The following is a 19,335-nucleotide window of genomic DNA, read 5'->3' as shown; positions in this document are numbered from 1 at the left end:
AACCCGAACCAAAAATCTAAAACACGTAGGGCGGATTAGGCGGAACGCCGTAATCCGCCACCGTTGAGCCGCCGACACGCATGCATGGCGGATTACGCTGCGCTAATCCGCCCTACGTGATTCCGATGGCCACTTAACTTCGCCTCATCGGCCAACCGTCCGAAGCTCGAGGCCGTGTAGCATTGGTGGACCTGACCCCGGATCACTTGCCGATGCAGAAGCGGCTGAAAATTACGCCCAGCAAATCATCCGACGAGAACGCCCCGGTGATGCTCGACAGCTGCGCCTGCGCCAGGCGCAGCTCTTCCGCGAACAAATCCAGCGACTGGTCGTTTTGCGCCGCGTGCTCGCCGGCCCGCTCCAGGTGCGCGCCGGCGTTCTTCAGCGCGATCAGGTGCCGCTCGCGCGCCAGGTACAGCGATTCGCCCGTCTGCTGCCAGCCGGCGATGCGCAGCAATTCCTTGCGCAGCAGGTCGATGCCGATGTTCTCGTGCGCCGACAGGTACACGTGCGTGGCGTCCGACATCGCGTCCACGCTCGGCTTGTGACCCGACAGGTCGATCTTGTTCCAGATGCGCAGCACCGGCACGCCCGCCGGAAACGCGGCGACGATGTTCTCATCCGCGCGCGACGGCCCGTGGTCGGCGTCCAGCAAATGCAGAATCACATCGGCCTTGCCGACCTCGCCCCAGGTGCGCTCGATACCGATGCGCTCGACCACGTCCACCGTCTCGTCCGCATGACGGATGCCGGCCGTGTCGATGATGTTGAGCGGGATGCCTTCGATCTGGATCGTTTCGGTGACCTTGTCGCGCGTGGTGCCGGCGATCGGCGTGACGATGGCGACGTCGGAACCGGCCAGCGCATTGAGCAGCGACGATTTGCCGACGTTCGGCTGGCCCACCAGCACCACGCTCAAGCCTTCGCGCAGCAGCGCGCCCTGCGCCGCCTGCTTGAACACCTGGTCCAGCGCGCTGACGATGCCGGCCAGCTGGCCGCGCGCGTCCGATTTCTCCAGGAAGTCGATTTCCTCCTCCGGGAAGTCCAAGGTCGCTTCGACCAGCATGCGCAGCCCGGTCACGCCTTCGACCAGCTTGTTGACCGTCTTCGAAAACGCCCCCGACAGCGATTGCGACGCCGACTTGGCCGCCGCTTCGGTGGAGGCGTCGATCAGGTCGGCCACGGCCTCGGCCTGCGCCAGGTCGAGCTTGTCGTTCAGATAGGCGCGGCGCGTGAATTCTCCCGGCTCGGCCAGCCGCAGACCCAGGTCGGCACCCGCTTCCAGCACCCGCGCCAGCAGCAGTTGCAGCACGATCGGGCCGCCGTGGCCTTGCAGCTCCAGCACGTCCTCGCCGGTGTACGAGTTCGGCCCCTTGAACCAGATGGCGATGCCCTGGTCGATGATGGCGCCGTCGGCCTGCGTGAACGGGATGTAGGTGGCGTGGCGCGGCTTCAGGGCGGTGGCGCCGAACAGGGCGGCGATCAGCGGTTGCAGATGCTTGCCGGAGGCGCGCACGACGCCGATGCCGCCGCGTCCCGGTGCGGTGGCGATGGCGGCGATGGGGGAGGAGTCGATATTCATGGGCAATGATTGTAAAGGATTTCGGAACCCAACCCTTCACCCCAAACCGGAGGGGTCGTACCCCGCACGGGGTACGACCCCGGGCTGAGCGGGGTGCGGGGTATAAAAAAAGCCCGCGATCAACACGGGCTTCTTGGCAACGCGAACCGCTCGGACTACGCCTTGGCGGCCGCCGGCGTGCCGTACTTCTTGCTGATGACGTACTGTTGACCGATCGACAGCACGTTGTTGACCACCCAGTACAGCACCAGGCCGGCCGGGAAGAAGAAGAACATCACCGAGAACACCAGCGGCATGAACAGCATGACCTTGGCCTGCATCGGGTCGGCCGGCGCCGGGTTCAGCTTGGTAGTGATGAACATCGAGATCGCGTACAGCACCGGCAGGATGAACCATGGGTCCGGCGCGGCCAGGTTGGTGATCCAGCCGATCCACGGCGCGCCGCGGATTTCAACCGACGCCTGCAGCACCCAGTACAGCGCGATGAAGACCGGCATCTGCACCAGGATCGGCAGGCAGCCGCCCAGCGGATTGATCTTCTCGGTCTTGTACAGTTCCATCGTGGCCTGGTTCATCTTGGCCGGATCGCCCTTGTAGCGCTCGCGGATGGCCTGCATCTTCGGCGTGACCAGCTTGACCTTGGCCATGCTCTTGTAACCGGCGGCCGACAGCGGGAAGAACAGCAGCTTGATCAAGATCGTGAAGACGATGATGGTCCAGCCCCAGTTGCCCAGCACCTGGTGGATATGCACCATGACCCAGAAGATCGGCTTGGCGATCACGGTCAGCATGCCGTAGTCCTTGACCAGCTCCAGGCCGGGCGTGACTTTTTCCAGCAGTTTTTCTTCCTGCGGACCGGAATACAGCTTGGCGTCCGACGACACGGTGGCGCCCGGCGCCAGGGTGCCCAGCGGCTGGATGGTGCCGATCGCGTACTGGTTGGTCGTCACTTTCTTGGTGAAGATGGTGCGTGGGGTCTTGTCCTGCGGCACGAAGGCCGAGACGAAGAAGTGCTGCGAGATCGCCACCCAGCCGTTGTCGGCCTTGGTCGGGTGGTCCTGCACCACGTCCTTGCCGGTCTTGGCCGCTTCGGCCGCGGCTTTTTCCAGCGATTCGAACTTCAGCTTGTGGTACTTGTCGGCCGCCGTGTACAGGGTCGGGCCGGTGTAGCTGCTGTTGAAGAACGAGTCGCCGGCCGGCTTGTTGCCGTCGTGGACCAGTTGCAGGTACAGCTCGGGCTTGACCGGCGCCGTGCCGACGTTGGTGACGTCGTGGCGCACGTCGATCACGTAGTCGCCGCGCTTGAAGGTGAAGGTCTTGGTCAGCTTGACGCCGCCCTGCTCCGCTTCCAGCACCAGTTGGATCTGGTTGGCGTCGTTGAGCATGCGCGGACCGGGCTTGGCGACGAAGCCGGTGGTGTGGTTCGGCAGGCCGGCCGCGCCCACCAGGCCGGTCTGGCCCAGATAGGTCTTGCCGGTGGCGTTGTCGACGTCGAACAGCACCTGGTTCTTGTGGGTGTCGACGCCGTCCTTGTACTTGAGCAGCTCGAGGCGCTTGATGGTGCCGCCCAGGGTGTCGATGTCGACCTTGAACAGGTCGGTCGTGACGGTGATGCGCTCACTCTTGAACGGCGCTGCGGCATCGGCGGCGGTCGCGGTCGCGCCCGGCAATGCGGCGGCGCCGGCGGTCGCCTGGGCGGAGGCGGCGGTCGGCAGTTCCGATTTCTTCGCCTCGGGCGCCTTGGCGGTTTGGGCCGGCGCGGGCGCGAACATGGAAGGCTGGCCGGTCGAGACCATCCAGTTGTTCCATAGAACTACCAGCGACACGGCAAACACGATCCACAGGATGGTACGTTTATTGATATCCATTAGGGTATTTATCAGGAGTGGTTGCAACCGCAAGCGGTCGTTGAAGAGGAATTCTTGGCATCCGGCGCATCCTTGGGCGGCACCGGATCGAAACCGCCGTCGTTGAACGGGTGGCAGCGGCACACGCGTTTGGCGGCCAGCCAGCCGCCCTTGGCGGCGCCATGCACCTGCAGCGCTTCCAGCGCGTAATTCGAACAACTCGGATAGAAGCGGCAACGCGGCCCCAGCAGCGGACTGATGGTCAGCTGGTAGGCGCGCAGCAGGAAGCGGAGCAGTTGGGTCATGACGGCGTAAGTGGAGGCGTGGCGGCCGAAGGCAAGGCCGCCGGCGGCTGCATCGGCGGAACTGTTTGCGCCTGCCGGCCCGACAGCTTGATCTGCGCCGCGAACAGGCGCGACAATTCCAACCGCAGCGAACGCTTGAGCGCGGCGGTGGTGGCGGGGCCGTCCTTGCTGTTGACCGGCTTGGCCAGGCGCACCACGCAATCGATGGCGGGCAGGCCGGTCACGCGGAACAGTTCGCGGGTGACGCGCTTGATCGTGTTGCGCGTGACGGCCCGCGGCGCGAAGCGCTTGGCCACCACGACGCCCAGCCGCGCATGCGGCAATTCGTTCAGACGGGTGTAGAGCACGAAGTGCGCGCTTTTTTGCGTGGGGCGCAAACGAAAAACGGATGAAAATTCATCCGTTTTAACGATACGCCGAACGCGCGCGAAGTCGTGGGAACCTTCGCCTGTCGAGCCGCTTGAAATACAGCTTTCCACGCGATCAGCTAACAAGCAGGTGGCTTATACAGCCAGACGCTTGCGGCCTTTTGCGCGACGTGCGTTGAGCACATCACGGCCACCACGGGTAGCCATACGAGCGCGGAAGCCGTGGGTACGCTTACGGCGTACGACGGAAGGTTGGTAAGTACGTTTCATGTTGGTCTCGCTAAAAGCAGAAAAAAATACAAAATCGGGCCAGCGCCCGTCAATTTTTGGTGCCAATGACACTTCGCGCACCCATGCCAACGCTACCGGCACAGCTGGGTCCATCTCATCGCCCGCTAATCCACGCTTACTCCATATTGACGTTCAAGTGAATAAACACGGAATACGGGCGGGGAACCCTGAATTATCAGCATTTCGGCCCTGCTTGTCAACAACAGATCCGGTTTGCCGGCGATCCGGGCCCGACCGGAAGGATGAAAAATAAGCGGCGTGCCTGTGGATAACTTTAGCGAGCGAGAGTAGAATAGCGCGTTACGTGTGGCGAACCCGCGGCGCAACAGCCCCGGTCCACACCCTCATCAGCAGTAGAGAATAGATAAGATTCATGGAAAATTTCTGGCAGACCTGCTCCGCACAGTTGGAGTTGGAACTGACGCCGCAACAATTTAGCGCGTGGATAAAACCGCTCATCCCACTCGATTACGAGGCGGGCAAGTTGCGTGTGGCCGCACCGAACCGCTTCAAGCTGGACTGGGTCAAATCGCAGTTCGCCAGCCGCATCACGGCGCTGGCCTGCCAGTACTGGGAAGCGCCGACCGAAGTGCAGTTCGTGCTCGACCCGCGTCTGTCGATGCCGAAAAAGGCCGCCACCGTGGTGCCGGCGCCGGACTACAACGACGGCAACCCGAACGGCCACGCGCGCAACTCCGACCCGGTGCCGTCGGTGCCGGAATTGCCGGCCTCGGCCGCGCCGCGCCGCGAGCAAAGCCGCATCAACACCGACCTGACCTTCGACAGTTTCGTCACCGGTAAGGCCAACCAGCTGGCGCGCGCCGCCGCCATCCAGGTCGCCAACAACCCGGGCGTGTCGTACAACCCGCTGTTCTTCTACGGCGGCGTCGGCCTGGGTAAGACCCACTTGATCCACGCCATCGGCAACCAGGTCATGGCCGACCAGCCGGGCGCCAAGATCCGCTACATCCACGCCGAGCAGTACGTGCGCGACGTCGTCACCGCCTATCAGCGCAAGGGCTTCGACGACTTCAAGCATTACTACCACTCGCTCGACATGCTGCTGATCGATGATATTCAGTTCTTCGGAGGCAAAAGCCGCACGCAGGAAGAATTCTTCTACGCGTTTGAAGCGCTGATCGCCGCCAAGAAGCAGATCATCATCACCTCGGACACGTATCCGAAGGAAATCACCGGCATGGACGACCGCCTGATCTCGCGCTTCGACTCCGGCCTGACGGTGGCCATCGAACCGCCGGAGCTGGAAATGCGGGTCGCCATCCTGTTGAAGAAGGCCAAGCAGGAAGGGGTCACGTTCTCGGACGACGTCGCCTTCTTCGTCGCCAAGCACCTGCGCTCGAACGTGCGCGAGCTCGAAGGCGCGCTGCGCAAGATCCTGGCGTACTCGCGCTTCCACGGCAAGGACATCACGATCGACATCGTCAAGGAAGCGCTGAAGGACTTGCTGTCGGTGCAGAACCGCCAGATCTCGGTGGAAAACATCCAGAAGACCGTGGCCGACTTCTTCAACATCAAGGTCGCCGACATGTACTCCAAGCGCCGTCCGGCCAACATCGCCCGGCCGCGCCAGATCGCCATGTACCTGGCCAAGGAACTGACGCAAAAGAGCCTGCCGGAGATCGGCGAACTGTTCGGCGGAAGGGACCACACGACGGTGCTGCACGCGGTCCGCAAGATCGCGCTGGACCGCACGAAAAACCCGGAATGCAACCACGAACTGCACGTTCTGGAACAAACACTGAAGGGCTAGCGGGACGCTAGTTTTGCCATTATGATTGGTTGAACTGCAGAGCTGCACATAAGTTAATCTTGAAATATCGTTAATCTTTACTACTGAGGATAATCTATGCAATTGGTCAAAACCACCCGAGATACCCTTCTCCGGCCACTGCAGATCGTGAGCGGTATTGTCGAGCGTCGGCACACTATGCCGATTCTGGCCAATATCCTCATCCGCAAAGACGGCGAGAACGTATCCTTCCTGTCGACCGACACCGAAGTGCAGATCACGACCAACGCCGCGATCGGCTCCGGCGCCGAAGTGACCGGCACCACCGTGGCCGCGCGCAAGCTGCTCGACATCCTGCGCGCGCTGCCGGAATCGGGCGACGTCACGATGACCTTGCTCAACAAGCGCCTGACCGTGCAGACGGGCAAATCGCGCTTCGCGCTGCAAACGCTGGCCGCCGAGGAATTCCCGACCGTCCAGCAGGCCGACAGCTACAGCGCCAGCGTCACCCTGCCGCAGAAAACCCTGAAGCACCTGTTCAACATGGTGCACTTCTCGATGGCGCAGCAGGACATCCGCTACTACCTGAACGGCCTGCTGCTGGTCCTGGACGGCAACAACGTCATCGCCGTGGCCACCGACGGCCACCGCCTGGCGTTCTGCCAGGTGGAGACCGAGCAAACCTTCGAGCGCCAGGAAGTGATCATCCCGCGCAAGACCATCATCGAACTGCAGCGTCTGCTGGAAGAGAACGATGAAACGGTGCAGCTCGACATCGCCGCCAACCAGGTCAAGCTGACCTTCGCCGACATCGAGCTGATCTCGAAGCTGGTCGAGGGCAAGTTCCCCGATTACACGCGCGTGATTCCGAAGGGCTACAAGAACGAATTCACGATCGGCCGCGACGAGCTGCTGCGTTCGCTGCAACGCGCGGCGATCATGACCAGCGACAAGTTCAAGGGCGTGCGCTGCATCATCACGCCGGGCAGCATGAAGATCAGCTCGACCAACGCCGATCAAGAGGAAGCGGTCGAGGAACTGGAGATCGACTACGGCGGCGACAGCGTCGACATCGGCTTCAACGTCACGTATCTGCTCGACGTGCTCAACAACCTGAAGTGCGACCAGATCAACGTCGCCCTCGGTGATTCGAACTCGTCGGCGCTGATCTCGATTCCGGAGAACGCCGATTTCAAGTATGTCGTTATGCCGATGCGGATCTAAGAGTTGGCGGATTACGCCTGACGGCTAATCCGCCCTACGTGTTTCCGGACCACGCCGCCGACCCATGCCGCCAGATGTCGCAAGGCATGCGGCTGATACTCCGGCCAAGCGACTTCGGATCCACGTAGGGCGGATTAGCGCGCAGCGCGTAATCCGCCAAACCAGCAGGCCCCAATCAACACCAGCAACAGATAAACAGAGAAAGCAGTCCATGTCCGCCATCCCAGAAGAGAACCCAGTACCGGTACCAGCCAAAGTCGAAGAATACGGCGCAGCATCGATCCAGATCCTCGAAGGTCTGGAAGCAGTACGCAAACGTCCCGGCATGTACATCGGCGACACCTCGGACGGCACCGGCCTGCACCACCTGGTGTTCGAAGTGCTGGACAACTCGATCGACGAATCGCTGGCCGGGCACTGCACGGAAATCCACGTCACCATCCACTCGGACAACTCGATCTCGATCACCGACAACGGCCGCGGCGTGCCGACCGGCCTGAAGATGGACGACAAGCACGATCCGAAGCGCTCCGCCGCCGAGATCGTCATGACCGAACTGCACGCCGGCGGCAAGTTCGACCAGAACTCGTACAAGGTCTCCGGCGGCCTGCACGGCGTGGGCGTGTCCTGCGTCAACGCGCTGTCGAAAACGCTCAAGCTGACCATCCGCCGCGACGGCAAGGTCCACTTCATGGAATTCGCCCGCGGCGTGCCGGTCAACCGCGAACTGGAAATGAAGGACGGCTTCGCCGTCTCGCCGATCAAGGTCATCGGCGAAACCGACAAGCGCGGCACCGACGTCCACTTCTGGGCCGACGAAACCATCTTCGGCAACGTCGAATTCCACTACGAAATCCTGGCCAAGCGCATCCGCGAGCTGTCATTCCTGAATAACGGCGTCAACATCAAGCTCACCGACCAGCGCAACGGCAAGGAAGAAATCTTCGCCTTCGAGGGCGGCACGCGCGGCTTCGTCGAATACATCAACAAGGCCAAGACGGTGCTGCACCCGACCGTGTTCCAGGCCACCGGCGAGCGCATGTCGGACCAGAACACCAACATCTCGGTCGACGTCTCGATGCAATGGAACGACGCCTACAACGAACAGGTGCTGTGCTTCACCAACAACATCCCGCAGCGCGACGGCGGCACCCACCTGACCGGCCTGCGCGCGGCGATGACCCGCGTCATCAACAAATACATCGACGAGCAGGAATTCGCCAAGAAGGCCAAGGTGGAAATCTCCGGCGACGACATGCGCGAAGGCCTGACCTGCGTGCTGTCGGTCAAGGTGCCCGAGCCGAAATTCTCGTCGCAGACCAAGGACAAGCTGGTGTCGTCGGAAGTGCGCGGCCCGGTCGAAGAGATCGTCGCCAAGACCTTGTCGGACTACCTGCAGGAAAAACCGAACGACGCCAAAATCATCTGCGGCAAGATCGTCGAAGCGGCGCGCGCGCGCGAAGCGGCCCGCAAGGCGCGCGACCTGACCCGCCGCAAAGGCGTCATGGACGGCCTGGGCCTGTCGGCCAAGCTGGCCGACTGCCAGGAAAAAGACCCGGCGCTGTGCGAACTGTACATCGTCGAGGGTGACTCCGCAGGCGGCTCCGCCAAGCAGGGCCGCGACCGCAAGTTCCAGGCGATTCTGCCGCTGCGCGGCAAGGTGCTGAACGTGGAAAAGGCGCGCTTCGAAAAGATGCTGTCGTCGGAGCAGATCACCACCCTGATCGCCACCCTGGGCACCTCGATCGGCCCGGACGAATTCAACGTCGAAAAGCTGCGCTACCACCGCATCATCATCATGACCGATGCGGACGTCGACGGCGCCCACATCCGCACGCTGCTGCTGACCCTGTTCTATCGCCAGATGCCGCAGCTGGTCGAGCGCGGCCACATCTACATCGCGCAACCGCCGCTGTACAAGGTCAAGGCCGGCCGCGACGAGCGTTATCTGAAGGATGACGCCGAGGAAGCGAGCTACATGATGAACGTCGCGCTCAACACCGCGGCGCTGATCCCGCGCGAAGGCGCAGACCCGATCGTCGGCGAACCGCTGGCCGAGCTGGTGCGTCAGTTCAACCTGGCCAACGTCATCATGATGCGCCTGACGCGCGTGATCGACCGCGCCGCGCTGACCGCCATCATGACCGGCGTGACGCTGGATTTGAGCACGCAGGAGCTGGCCGACGCGTCGGCGCGCGCGCTGGCGGCCGAGATCAACGACATCGCCGTCAAGGTCACGGTGATTTCGGACGAGCTGTCGGAGAAGCACGCGCTGCGCATCGAGCGTATGCATCACGGTAACATCAAGGTCAGCGCGATTGATGCGGATTTCGTCCAAGGCGCGGACTACAACGTGCTGGCCAGCGCGGCCGCCACGTTCAAGGGCCTGATCGGCGAAGGCGCGATCGTGCGCCGCGGCGAAGGCGAACGCACCAAGGAATCGGCCGTGGTCGACTTCCACCACGCGATGGGCTGGCTGCGCGATGAGGCGGAGCGGGTGGTGTCGAAGCAGCGCTACAAAGGTCTGGGTGAGATGAATCCGGATCAGCTGTGGGAGACCACCATGGATCCAAACGTGCGGCGCTTGCTGAAGGTGCAGATCGAGGACGCGATTGCTGCGGATCAGATCTTTACTACGCTGATGGGGGATGACGTGGAGCCGCGTCGGGCGTTTATTGAGAATAATGCGCTGCGGGCGGGGAATATTGACGTTTAAGCTAGCAGTTGTAGCAGGAGCCATAATCTGAGATTTTGAGACGCATCCTTTGAGACTCTTATCAGGAAATCATTTTCGATAGCTCGGAGGGCATCCGCCTAAATTCGCTAAAAGCCCACGAATTGGACTCGTGGGCTTTTTTTTGCTCCGGTGAGCTCCAACGAGCACACTGCACAATGTGAGAATTCACGCATTTTTACACTTACGCAACATGCTATGCTTAGCGGAAATGGCTGTGTTTGTCGAAACTTGGCGTTGTGCAATTTGCGGCATACGAATACATTCCAAGTTATACAGCGGTGTCGTTTCTTACGACAACAGCACATGCTTCGATGAGACCGAATGAAAGGATTTAGTATGGATTACATCTCATGGTCACAAGCAGTAGTCACGAAGCTAGTAAACAACGGCTTTGAGTCCGCGCTTGTGCATAAAGTGTTTGATGAGGCTGGGCCAGCGCTAAGATCAGAATTTGAGAAAGGTGAATTCAATTCGGCTGGCGCGCATTTCGTCACCATACTACGGAAATATGACCTTGATCTCGAGATTGCTTGGGAACGTGGTCAGGGGCGCTTAGTTCAAGACCTTGGTCGCGCCTATCAAATTAACCAAGAAGAAGCGCACGAACGCCTGACTCGTGGTTTCAAAAAAAGGGTCCTCATATTGGGATGGTTTCGTGGAGAGGATGTTGATCTGACGCAGTCTGCCAATTTTTAATTCTTGCGGCTTTTGTCACAAACTTTCCGGGCGAGATTAAGTACAGATTTCGTTAGTGATAACTGCAGTAAAATTCGAACGCAACCTTCGTACGGTAAATGACAAGGCTGATGCGGTCCTTGTGAGGATTAATTCTGGAACAGAAGTTTGATCACTGCCACGCTTAGCGCGTACCTTGGGGATGGCGACATGCCGTAAGCAATCTGGCTGAGCTAGGGCCGGGCACCGGTCGTGCCGCCTTCCTCACCATCGTCATTTTTTCCAAAAGGTTTTCCGTGTCCGACTTTCTGATCAACCCCCAATACGACCCTTACCGAAACCACATTGACAAGATGCGACGCGACGGGTTCGACTGGAACGCCGTCGCCGCAGGCGGCGCAGCCCATGATAATCTGGACAGCATGTTCACAATGTCGGTCCAGTTCTTCCAGTGGCCGAGTCTGGGCGACTCGCCTGCCATACGCCGCCAAGTCTGGCAGGACATCGTGTACGCCAAGCGGCAAGCCGAAGAAATGGCCGAATCTGTCAGCCGCCCACTTGTCGTGGTTGGCGCCGGAGAAACCGAGCCGGAGATCCAAGTCCCCACCGAAATGCATTCGTCGTGGCAGCTCTACAAAAGTCATCTGCTTGCCCAGCACTGGAAGGACAAGGCGGTCGCCAGCATCGAGACCTCGTCCCTGAAGATTCTCAGGCACCTTCGCAAGAATACCCAGGGACAGCCGGCAGTCCGCGGCCTCGTCGTCGGACACGTGCAGTCGGGTAAAACCGCCAGCATGGCAGGTCTGATGGCGATGGCAGCCGACCATGGCTGGAACATGTTCATTGTGCTGAGTGGCACGCTGGAAAACCTGCGCAAGCAGACGAAAAAACGTCTGCTTGGCGACCTCAACCATATTGGCAACCTGCACTGGCATGCCATCGAACATCCGTCAGCCGAAAGCGCGGAAGGCGAGCGTGCCCAGGACTACCATTTCAGCCCCGGCCACCGGGGGCGCTATTTTTCGGTCTGCCTGAAAAACTCCTCGCGCCTCGCCGGGCTGGCTGGCTGGATCACGGCCAATGCGCTCAGCCTCGAGCAGATGCGGATTCTAATCATCGATGACGAGGCTGACCAAGGCGGCATCAACACCGCCCCTATCTCGGCTCAGGATCGGACACGCCTCAACAAGCTGATCGTCGACCTGACTAATGTAACTGCCTGCAGCGTGAACTATGTAGCATACACCGCGACACCGGCCGCAAATTTCCTCAACGAGGGTCCAGGGGACGGGCTGTATCCGGAAGACTTCATTGTCGCGCTGCCCCAGTCCGACGAGCATTTCGGACCTGTCCAGATCTTCGGGCTGCCGGAGGCTGAAAAGGAAGCTCTTGGTATCGTCAGGCCGGTCAGTAAAGTCGACCAAGAGGCCGTAGCAGCATTGCACGATGACGGCAGTGCCACGGTACCCGACTCGCTCGAGGAAGCCGTGCTCTGGTTCCTCTGCTGCACGGCTGCAATGCGATATTCAGGCTTTGCCAAACCTGTCACCATGCTCATCCACACCAGTCAGCGCCAAGGGCACCATGAGAACATGGACACGGCAGTAAAGTCCCTGCTGGCGCGGCTACAGACACCGTTTAGCAGGCTCAGGAAAAAGTGCGAGCAGGTGTGGGAACGCGTGAAGGCAGATCTCGACCTATCGGCGTTTGGCCAGCGCTTCCCATCATACGGCCGCTTGGACTCGGTTCCGGATTACCCCGCCTTTGCCGACTTCGCAGAAGGGCTGCGTGAACTCGTCTCGGAAGTCTCGTCGATCCGCCTTGACCAAGACGGTACTTTTACCTACGGACGGGGTATCCATCTATGCGTTGACAACTGTGCCAACAACGGCGTGAACGACGAAAACGAGGTACGCCGGCTGTTCTATCCGGCAACGGGTGAACCCGACAGCCCGGATTTCGCCACCGCATTCATCGTCATCGGCGGCAGTACCCTTGCACGGGGCCTTACACTGGAGAACCTTGTCAGTACATATTTTTTCCGTGCGTCGGCGCAAGCAGATTCCCTCATGCAGATGGGGCGCTGGTTTGGCTATCGCAAGGGTTATGAGCTGCTACCACGGATCTGGATGCCGAAAGGAACGCGCGAGAAATTCGATTTCATGACACTTGCAGAGGAAGACCTGCGTGACGACCTGAAGCGATTCATGGATTTCGGATGCAGACCCTCGGAGTACGGTCCGCGTGTTCGCGTCCATCCGCGCGCCTCGTGGCTGCGGCCGACGGCAGCCAGCCGCATGCAGGCGAAGACCGGAGCAAAGTATGACTTCTCCGGCGTGAACCGGCAGACCACGGTCTTCGATGACGGCCTTGGTGCGAAAACCATCCATACGGCCAACCTAGCGCATACCGAAGGTTTCCTGCAAAAGCTTGGCGAAGAGAGGGCTGAAAAGGGGCTCCACCATTCCGTAGTCTGGCGTGGCGTGCGTTACGCTGACATCAGGACTTTCCTAGCCGGGTTCTTGTTCCATGAGAGTGCCCAGTTCTTCTCAGATCTGGCGCCGTTCCTCGAGTGGTACGCGGCGAACCAGAACAAAACCGGCTATGGTGCATGGAACGTGGTCGTCGCCGGTAATGCACCGGACGGGGAGCGTCGCTGGGACCTTCCCGGCGGCGCCGTCGGCCGCGTCGACCGTACCCGGCTTGCGGCTAGGAGCAAGAAGGGAGTCTCGGTCTCGGTCGGCGTGCTGCGCAACCCCGGCGACCTGCTGGCGGACAGCCGCGCGGACGGCCAAGACTCGGAAAAGCCGACGAAGGGCACCATTGCGAAACTGCGTGCCGAAGGCGGGGTGGGCAAGGTGCCGCAGCTCCTTCTGTACCTGATCGACAGGCACAGCACACCGCCGCTGGACCGGAAGGACCGTGCGCCACTCGATGCGCCGGCGCACATCGTCGGCATGAGCATCTGGCTGCCCGAGAGCGGGCGCGAGTCGGGACAGTTTGCCACGCACCTGACCGTAAAAATTCCTGCCGCCTTAGCTGATACCAGCGACGGAGCCGCGGAAACGCCGGAGTAAGGACCATCCATGAAGTACTTTACCCCCTCACTTGGACCAATGCAGGGATCGGGAGCGGCACTGCTGCGCTCGATGCAGAACGTGGCGATGGTGCCGCTTGACCTGCTGGTCCGTGAAGCGGTCCAGAACAGCCTCGATGCCGCTCTCGGAAAGGCGGGCAGTGACGTGCGCGTCGATTTTACGGTCCGGCAGCACGCCACCGCGCCGGTTGCGGCACTGCTCGGGGAATACATTAGCGGAGAAGCACTGCACCGGAAATTCCCGAAGGGAGGACGGATGCTCGAGATCCGCGACTCCCGTACCGAAGGATTGTCGGGACCGACGTCGATGGACCTGCTCCGTTCCGGGGACAGCCACGGCAACCTGCTCAAGCTGGTGTACGAGATTGGCCATACCCGCAGCGACGAAGGTGCGGGTGGCTCGTGGGGACTTGGCAAGACCTGCTACTTCCGTATGGGCACTGGACTCGTGTTTTATTACAGCCGTACACTGGCAGACGGTAGGCCGGCAGAACGGCTGGTCGCATGTATGGTCGAGGACGAAACCAGCAGGGACAGACTGCAGACCGACAGCGCAACCGGAATCGGCTGGTGGGGCGGAACAGGCCCGAAAGGAGGCCCCGCCGCGGTCACCGACAGTGCCACGATCCGGCGTATTCTTGCCACGCTGGGCGTAAGCCCGTTCGGTCGTGACGAGACCGGCACTGTGGTCGTTATCCCCTTCCTCCGCAACGACCTCGTGACGCTGCCGTCCGTTTACGACGACGCCACGACCCCGTCGGGCAGCCTGCCGGCGTGGTGGTTCAAGAACGACCAGAGCTATATCGAGGTCGCCCTGCAGCGCTGGTTTTGTGTACGGCTCGACAATCCGATGTTCCGCACCGGTCCGTGGCTGCACGCCAGCGTCAACGGAAAAAAGATTGAGCGCGAGGCCATGCTTCCCGTTTTCCAAGTCACCCAGTCGTTATACAACTGGATCGACAAAAGGGTACGCATGCCGGGTGACTACCTAGGGAGAAAGAAGGTACCACACGGAAACGTGCTGCTCGCACCGGTCATGCTCAACAATGTCTTCGAATCGGCTGGCCCGGCCGGCTACCTGGCTGCCGTCCAGCTCAGTGCCCGTCAGCTCGGCATCGGGTCTCCAGATAACATTCCCGATCCCTACCTCTGCCTGTTCGGCCAGGCGGAGAAGTCGGCACCGTTCCGACCGCTCGTCACTTTCATGCGCAGCCCGGGCATGTCGATCAGGTGGGATGACGGTGCTTCAGGCCGTGGATGGGCCCGGGGCCTGAAGGGGGCGGCAGACGGGAAATACCTTGTGGCGCTGTTCGTGCCCGAACCCGGGCGGCGGCTTGCGGCCGCACTGCGGGGGAAGCTGGGCGAGCCAGAAGCGACCGTGGAATCCTACCTGCGCAGCTGCGAACTTTCCGACCACCATCAATGGGCCGATCTTTCCGGCTACAGTATTGCGGACAGGATCCGCAGCGGGGTATCTAAGCGCCTGCGCGACCATGTCGATCCACCGGTGAATGGGGCAAGCGAGGGAGTCTCGATCGGGCTTGCCAGACGCCTCGCTAACCTGATGCTCCCGCAGCGCGGACTAGGCTCTGACGGGCGTAGCGGACGTGCATCGCCACGTGCACCAAGTGACCAAGGCGGGCTTACCGGAGCCCCCGGAAAGGGAACCGTAGGCGGGGGGCCGGGCGCCGGTGGCACGGGGTCGGGTGGAGCGCGCAGTGCAGCAAAGGGCCCCCGTTTCATGTTCTTGGTGGACGGTGCTCCGGCGTACGGCCGTGATCGCATCACGCTCTGGTGGCGGCTCGACTGGGGCACGGGAAGCGACGCGCGTGAGATTGCCGTGTTGGTAGACTCGGAACGTGGACCGGTTTCCGAGCAGCTGTGGCATGAGAGCGGACTAGGAGATTTTCCGTTTCTGCTAACCGATGTCACGCTTGAACAACTGGCGCCCGTCGCCGGTGCCCGTGCTCCCCTCAGGATCGAGCCCACGGGGGCGCGCCTCCGGCTCGTTCCTGACATGCGCTCGAAACAGCAGCCCGATGCGCTGGCACTGCGGGGCAGCTTCAGCATCGTGTTCCCGGCCGGGCGTACCGGAGAACTGTGTCCGCTGATCGAAGCGGCAGTTGTAACGAAAGGATCACTTTGAGCAGGACTGTAATTTTTCCATTTCGCACCCTTGCGGCAGGTTTCCCGAATGGCCTTAGTGTGCCCACCACGCCCGAATTCAGCTCGACTGGGCCGGATCCCGGTGCGAACGGTGAGGGCAGTGAATTCGCGCTGGGACACGATAGTGACTGGAATGCCAGCCTGCATGACCTGACCGTACAGTGGACGCTGAAGCCAAGCGGCTTGAAGGCGCTGTTTGGGGCAGGCGGAATTGCCGGCGAACGTGCAGCGCTATTGCTGACGGCCGAATGGACATCCCCCGAATCCGGTTACCGCCAGCTAGGGGAAGGCGTGGTGCTGCGTCTGCCCGACTGTTCCGAGCGGTCAGCGCCACTGACAGTATCGCTGACCCTCGGAGGCGGTACGCTGCGCGGCTCGGGCAGTCTGTCGCTGCAGGTATATCTCGAGAGACGGGGTCCCGGTTCGATGCGCGCCGGGTTGGCGAGCGCGCAAGGCTCCCGCCTCGGCACGCTGTGGGGACCGGTCACGGTGGTGATTGATGCCGACAGCTCACTGTTCCCGGTCGTGGAGGAAGACTTGGGCGCTGGACGGCCACTGTGGGAGTTCCGCGGAAACTGGACGGATGCACTCAGCGATCCGTTCTCCTCAGACTATCTTGCGCTGGTGATGAACACCAGCCATCCGGACATTGCGGCGCTGCGGGACGCGCAGGCTCCGGCTGCGAGAATTACCCCGCTCATGAAACAGGTACTTGCATGCTGGCTGGCGCAACTGGTCGAACAGATTGTGGAGGAACACGGCGAAGGTTTCAACCGCATTACCGGCGACGAGCACTGCATTTCAGAGCCCGGCAGTATTGCCCACACGCTGGCCCGGCTAGTGAGTGCGGGCAGCATCGATACCGAATCGCCGCTGACGCGGCTGCAGTCGGCCCAGCTGTGGCTCGACCGCCTGACACGTACCCAAGAGGCACCGGCATGAAATGGATGGAAACCGACCGCGTGAATGCACAGCGCCGTTTCGCCGCGATGGATAACGCGGGCCGGTTTGAACCCGGCATGCTGACGCCCGACTATGTACGGATCAGGCAGGCCCTGCTGTCCGCCCTCCCCACGCTGTCTGGCACGAAGACGGCGAGGGGCAGCTACGACGTGGAGGTGGGACTGGCGCTGTACGCAGTGCTCGCATCCTGCGGCTTTGGCCTGCGACAGGCATCTGCGGACGGGTTCTGGCGCCACCTGTCGCTGGAAGTCCTGCCTGATGTGGTCGCCGCACGTTGGGAAGAGCACCAGCCAGCACGGTTCTGGGCCATACGCAGCCGGATATGGCTGCGTGCCGTGTGGTGGTTCATACACCTGTCATGGCAGGGAAGCGAACATGAGACGCGCCAGATTCTGACCGGCGTCACGACCGACGACATGGTCCAGCTGGTCGAACGTCCCGGCCGCCACGGTTTCCGTATCGGGCTGTACCGTACAATCATGCGCGTCAGCGGCGCCCGCAGGGCGCAGCGGGCCGGCACTGAACGGTTCCGCGAGCTGATGACACTCAACACGGTGAAAGTCGTCATGACGGAACCGGAACTGCACGAGGGGGGGCTCGATGGCTACGTCGCCAGCCTGTACGATGCACTGGTCGCCGGCGACAGGACCGCGAAGCGGAGGGCAGGCACTGCCAAGTAACAAGGAACGGATATGACGGAACTGCTGAACGAAATAAGAACGGGGATGGCCAACCTGGACAGACGTGGCTCGATGCTGCAGCGCCATATTTTTATGGATGTCAGACTGCCATCATTGTGTCTGATTCCCCTTTCTGTTTCTGATCTTCACTGGCACTGGCGGCGGCACTGGTTTAACATACAGTATAATGTCAGACCAAAGATTCCTTACGAGCAGTCATCGTAGCCACGATGACTGCTCGTAATGATCTACCGCTGCGCGCACATTCCAGAGAAAAAGACATGATTTCCATTAGTGATGAGTTGGCGCTGCTGAATCAAGCGCTCGAAAGCTATGACCACAAATACATTGCCGAGCATTTGAATCAGATCTCGCCCAATACGTGGACACGCGAATCACTGAAGCGTTGGGTCGGAGGCAAAGACGAGCTCCGCCTCAGTGAGGCAGAGTTCATCCATCTAAGAGCCTTACTCCCACAAGCACCTCGGCGCAAAACTCATGACTTTGACTTCATCGATCTCTTCGCAGGCATAGGTGGAATCCGCAAGGGCTTTGAAGAGGCCGGCGGGCGATGTGTTTTCACCAGCGAGTGGAATCCTTATGCCGTGCGCACTTACAAAGCCAATCACTACAGCGATCCATCAATTCACAAATTCAACTCGGATATCCGAGCAGTAACGTTGAGCGCAAATCCGAGTGTTTCTGAGGATGAAGCGTATCAATTCATCAAGGCCAACGTTCCGGACCATGATGTGTTGCTAGCTGGTTTCCCATGCCAACCTTTTTCGATCGCAGGAGTCTCTAAGAAGAACTCTCTCGGTCGTAAGCACGGTTTTGAGTGCGATACGCAGGGTACTCTCTTCTTTGATGTGGCGCGAATAATCGCAGCTAAACAGCCGGTCGCATTCGTGCTTGAGAACGTAAAAAATCTTAAGAGTCACGACAAAGGCAACACCTTCCGAGTAATCATGAAGGCATTGGATGAGCTTGGCTATTGGGTCGCTGATACTGAGAGCAGTGACAATGTGGACTACAAAATAATCGATGGCAAGCACTTCGTTCCTCAACACCGCGAGCGTATTGTGCTGGTCGGTTTCCGTAAGGACCTCAATGTACATAAGGGGTTCAGCCTCAAAGACATAGCTAGCCTCTATCCAAAGCTTAAACCAACGCTAGGCGATATACTGGAAAAGCAGGTTGAGCCCAACTACATACTTACCCCTAAACTTTGGCAGTACTTGTTCAACTACTCGATCAAACATAAGGCTAAGGGCAACGGGTTTGGCTACGGACTGGTGAAAGAACATGAGGTAACTCGTACCTTATCCGCTCGCTACTACAAGGATGGATCTGAGATTCTGATCGATAGGGGCTTCGATCCCAAGCTAGACTTCGAACACAAGAAAAATGTGGAGAACCGTCCGCGAAGACTCACTCCTCGCGAGTGTGCACGGCTTATGGGCTATGACGCGCCAGGCGAGTATAGCTTCCGTATCCCCGTATCCGACACACAAGCTTACAAGCAGTTCGGTAACTCAGTTGTGGTCCCTGTCTTTGCCGCTGTCGCCAAACTAATGAAGGATCGAATCATCCAAGCGAAGCGACTGGCGGCTCAGCAACCACGAGATGGCAACAAGCTCGCTGCGTAAT

General features: G+C 60.5%; 14 protein-coding genes. 9 read left to right on the top strand and 5 right to left on the bottom strand.

Features of this window, described 5'->3' with window-relative positions; translation table 11 throughout:
• Positions 1–202: 202 nt before the first annotated feature.
• The 5 genes from mnmE to rpmH all read right to left on the bottom strand — a co-directional run bounded on the left by mnmE (position 203) and on the right by rpmH (position 4,372).
• Positions 203–1,582 (bottom strand): tRNA uridine-5-carboxymethylaminomethyl(34) synthesis GTPase MnmE, encoded by a 1,380-nt coding sequence (gene mnmE / locus JOD97_RS20800; RefSeq protein WP_209722539.1) that lies wholly within the window; start codon positions 1,580–1,582, stop codon positions 203–205.
• A gap of 155 nt (positions 1,583–1,737) precedes the next feature.
• On the bottom strand, positions 1,738–3,450 hold the full coding sequence (yidC, locus tag JOD97_RS20795) for a membrane protein insertase YidC (RefSeq protein ID WP_209722536.1): 1,713 nt from the start codon (positions 3,448–3,450) through the stop codon (positions 1,738–1,740).
• Between the two features lie 11 nt (positions 3,451–3,461).
• Complete coding sequence (gene yidD, locus JOD97_RS20790) at positions 3,462–3,734, bottom strand: membrane protein insertion efficiency factor YidD (RefSeq protein ID WP_209722533.1); 273 nt, start codon at positions 3,732–3,734, stop codon at positions 3,462–3,464.
• Positions 3,731–4,201 carry a ribonuclease P protein component gene (gene rnpA / locus JOD97_RS20785; RefSeq protein WP_209722757.1) on the bottom strand — a complete coding sequence of 157 codons (471 nt, stop codon included), beginning with the start codon at positions 4,199–4,201 and terminating at the stop codon, positions 3,731–3,733. The genes yidD and rnpA overlap by 4 nt, the downstream gene beginning before the upstream one ends.
• A gap of 36 nt (positions 4,202–4,237) precedes the next feature.
• Positions 4,238–4,372 carry a 50S ribosomal protein L34 gene (rpmH, locus tag JOD97_RS20780; RefSeq protein ID WP_010401996.1) on the bottom strand — a complete coding sequence of 45 codons (135 nt, stop codon included), beginning with the start codon at positions 4,370–4,372 and terminating at the stop codon, positions 4,238–4,240.
• A 394-nt stretch (positions 4,373–4,766) separates the two neighbouring features.
• On the opposite strand from rpmH, the gene dnaA reads away from it, so the two are divergent.
• The 9 genes from dnaA (at position 4,767) to dcm (ending at position 19,334) form a co-directional block, all read left to right on the top strand.
• Positions 4,767–6,164, top strand: coding sequence for a chromosomal replication initiator protein DnaA (gene dnaA, locus JOD97_RS20775; protein WP_209722530.1), 1,398 nt, complete (start codon positions 4,767–4,769; stop codon positions 6,162–6,164).
• A gap of 96 nt (positions 6,165–6,260) precedes the next feature.
• Positions 6,261–7,367 carry a DNA polymerase III subunit beta gene (dnaN, locus tag JOD97_RS20770; protein ID WP_209722527.1) on the top strand — a complete coding sequence of 369 codons (1,107 nt, stop codon included), beginning with the start codon at positions 6,261–6,263 and terminating at the stop codon, positions 7,365–7,367.
• A 211-nt stretch (positions 7,368–7,578) separates the two neighbouring features.
• On the top strand, positions 7,579–10,083 hold the full coding sequence (gyrB, locus tag JOD97_RS20765) for a DNA topoisomerase (ATP-hydrolyzing) subunit B (protein WP_209722524.1): 2,505 nt from the start codon (positions 7,579–7,581) through the stop codon (positions 10,081–10,083).
• Positions 10,084–10,440: 357 nt separating this feature from the next.
• Positions 10,441–10,800, top strand: a complete 360-nt coding sequence (locus JOD97_RS20760; RefSeq protein ID WP_209722522.1) for a hypothetical protein — start codon at positions 10,441–10,443, stop codon at positions 10,798–10,800.
• Between the two features lie 275 nt (positions 10,801–11,075).
• Positions 11,076–13,856, top strand: coding sequence for a Z1 domain-containing protein (locus tag JOD97_RS32750; protein ID WP_209722519.1), 2,781 nt, complete (start codon positions 11,076–11,078; stop codon positions 13,854–13,856).
• Between the two features lie 9 nt (positions 13,857–13,865).
• Positions 13,866–16,022, top strand: a complete 2,157-nt coding sequence (locus JOD97_RS20750) for a hypothetical protein (RefSeq protein ID WP_209722518.1) — start codon at positions 13,866–13,868, stop codon at positions 16,020–16,022.
• A 59-nt stretch (positions 16,023–16,081) separates the two neighbouring features.
• Complete coding sequence (locus JOD97_RS20745) at positions 16,082–16,984, top strand: hypothetical protein (protein WP_209722516.1); 903 nt, start codon at positions 16,082–16,084, stop codon at positions 16,982–16,984.
• A complete protein-coding gene (locus tag JOD97_RS20740; protein WP_209722514.1) occupies positions 16,981–17,685 on the top strand; it encodes a hypothetical protein in 705 nt (234 codons plus the stop codon). The genes JOD97_RS20745 and JOD97_RS20740 overlap by 4 nt, the downstream gene beginning before the upstream one ends.
• Before the next feature lie 281 nt (positions 17,686–17,966).
• Positions 17,967–19,334, top strand: coding sequence for a DNA (cytosine-5-)-methyltransferase (dcm, locus tag JOD97_RS20735; RefSeq protein WP_209722754.1), 1,368 nt, complete (start codon positions 17,967–17,969; stop codon positions 19,332–19,334).
• The last annotated feature ends 1 nt before the right edge of the window (position 19,335 follow it).

Origin of the sequence: Duganella sp. 1411, assembly GCF_017833525.1 — a bacterium.
In the GTDB taxonomy this organism is placed as follows: domain Bacteria; phylum Pseudomonadota; class Gammaproteobacteria; order Burkholderiales; family Burkholderiaceae_D; genus Rugamonas.
This window is presented reverse-complemented; position numbering and strand designations above follow the sequence as displayed.

Excerpts from the sequence above, each read along its gene's own strand:
- JOD97_RS20740 (WP_209722514.1), top strand. The coding sequence starts at position 16,981 with ATGAAATGGATGGAAACCGACCGCGTGAATGCACAGCGCCGTTTCGCC.
- rpmH (WP_010401996.1), bottom strand. The coding sequence starts at position 4,372 with ATGAAACGTACTTACCAACCTTCCGTCGTACGCCGTAAGCGTACCCAC.
- dnaA (WP_209722530.1), top strand. The coding sequence starts at position 4,767 with ATGGAAAATTTCTGGCAGACCTGCTCCGCACAGTTGGAGTTGGAACTG.
- dcm (WP_209722754.1), top strand. The coding sequence starts at position 17,967 with ATGATTTCCATTAGTGATGAGTTGGCGCTGCTGAATCAAGCGCTCGAA.
- mnmE (WP_209722539.1), bottom strand. The coding sequence starts at position 1,582 with ATGAATATCGACTCCTCCCCCATCGCCGCCATCGCCACCGCACCGGGA.
- JOD97_RS20750 (WP_209722518.1), top strand. The coding sequence starts at position 13,866 with ATGAAGTACTTTACCCCCTCACTTGGACCAATGCAGGGATCGGGAGCG.
- yidD (WP_209722533.1), bottom strand. The coding sequence starts at position 3,734 with ATGACCCAACTGCTCCGCTTCCTGCTGCGCGCCTACCAGCTGACCATC.
- gyrB (WP_209722524.1), top strand. The coding sequence starts at position 7,579 with ATGTCCGCCATCCCAGAAGAGAACCCAGTACCGGTACCAGCCAAAGTC.
- dnaN (WP_209722527.1), top strand. The coding sequence starts at position 6,261 with ATGCAATTGGTCAAAACCACCCGAGATACCCTTCTCCGGCCACTGCAG.
- JOD97_RS20760 (WP_209722522.1), top strand. The coding sequence starts at position 10,441 with ATGGATTACATCTCATGGTCACAAGCAGTAGTCACGAAGCTAGTAAAC.
- yidC (WP_209722536.1), bottom strand. The coding sequence starts at position 3,450 with ATGGATATCAATAAACGTACCATCCTGTGGATCGTGTTTGCCGTGTCG.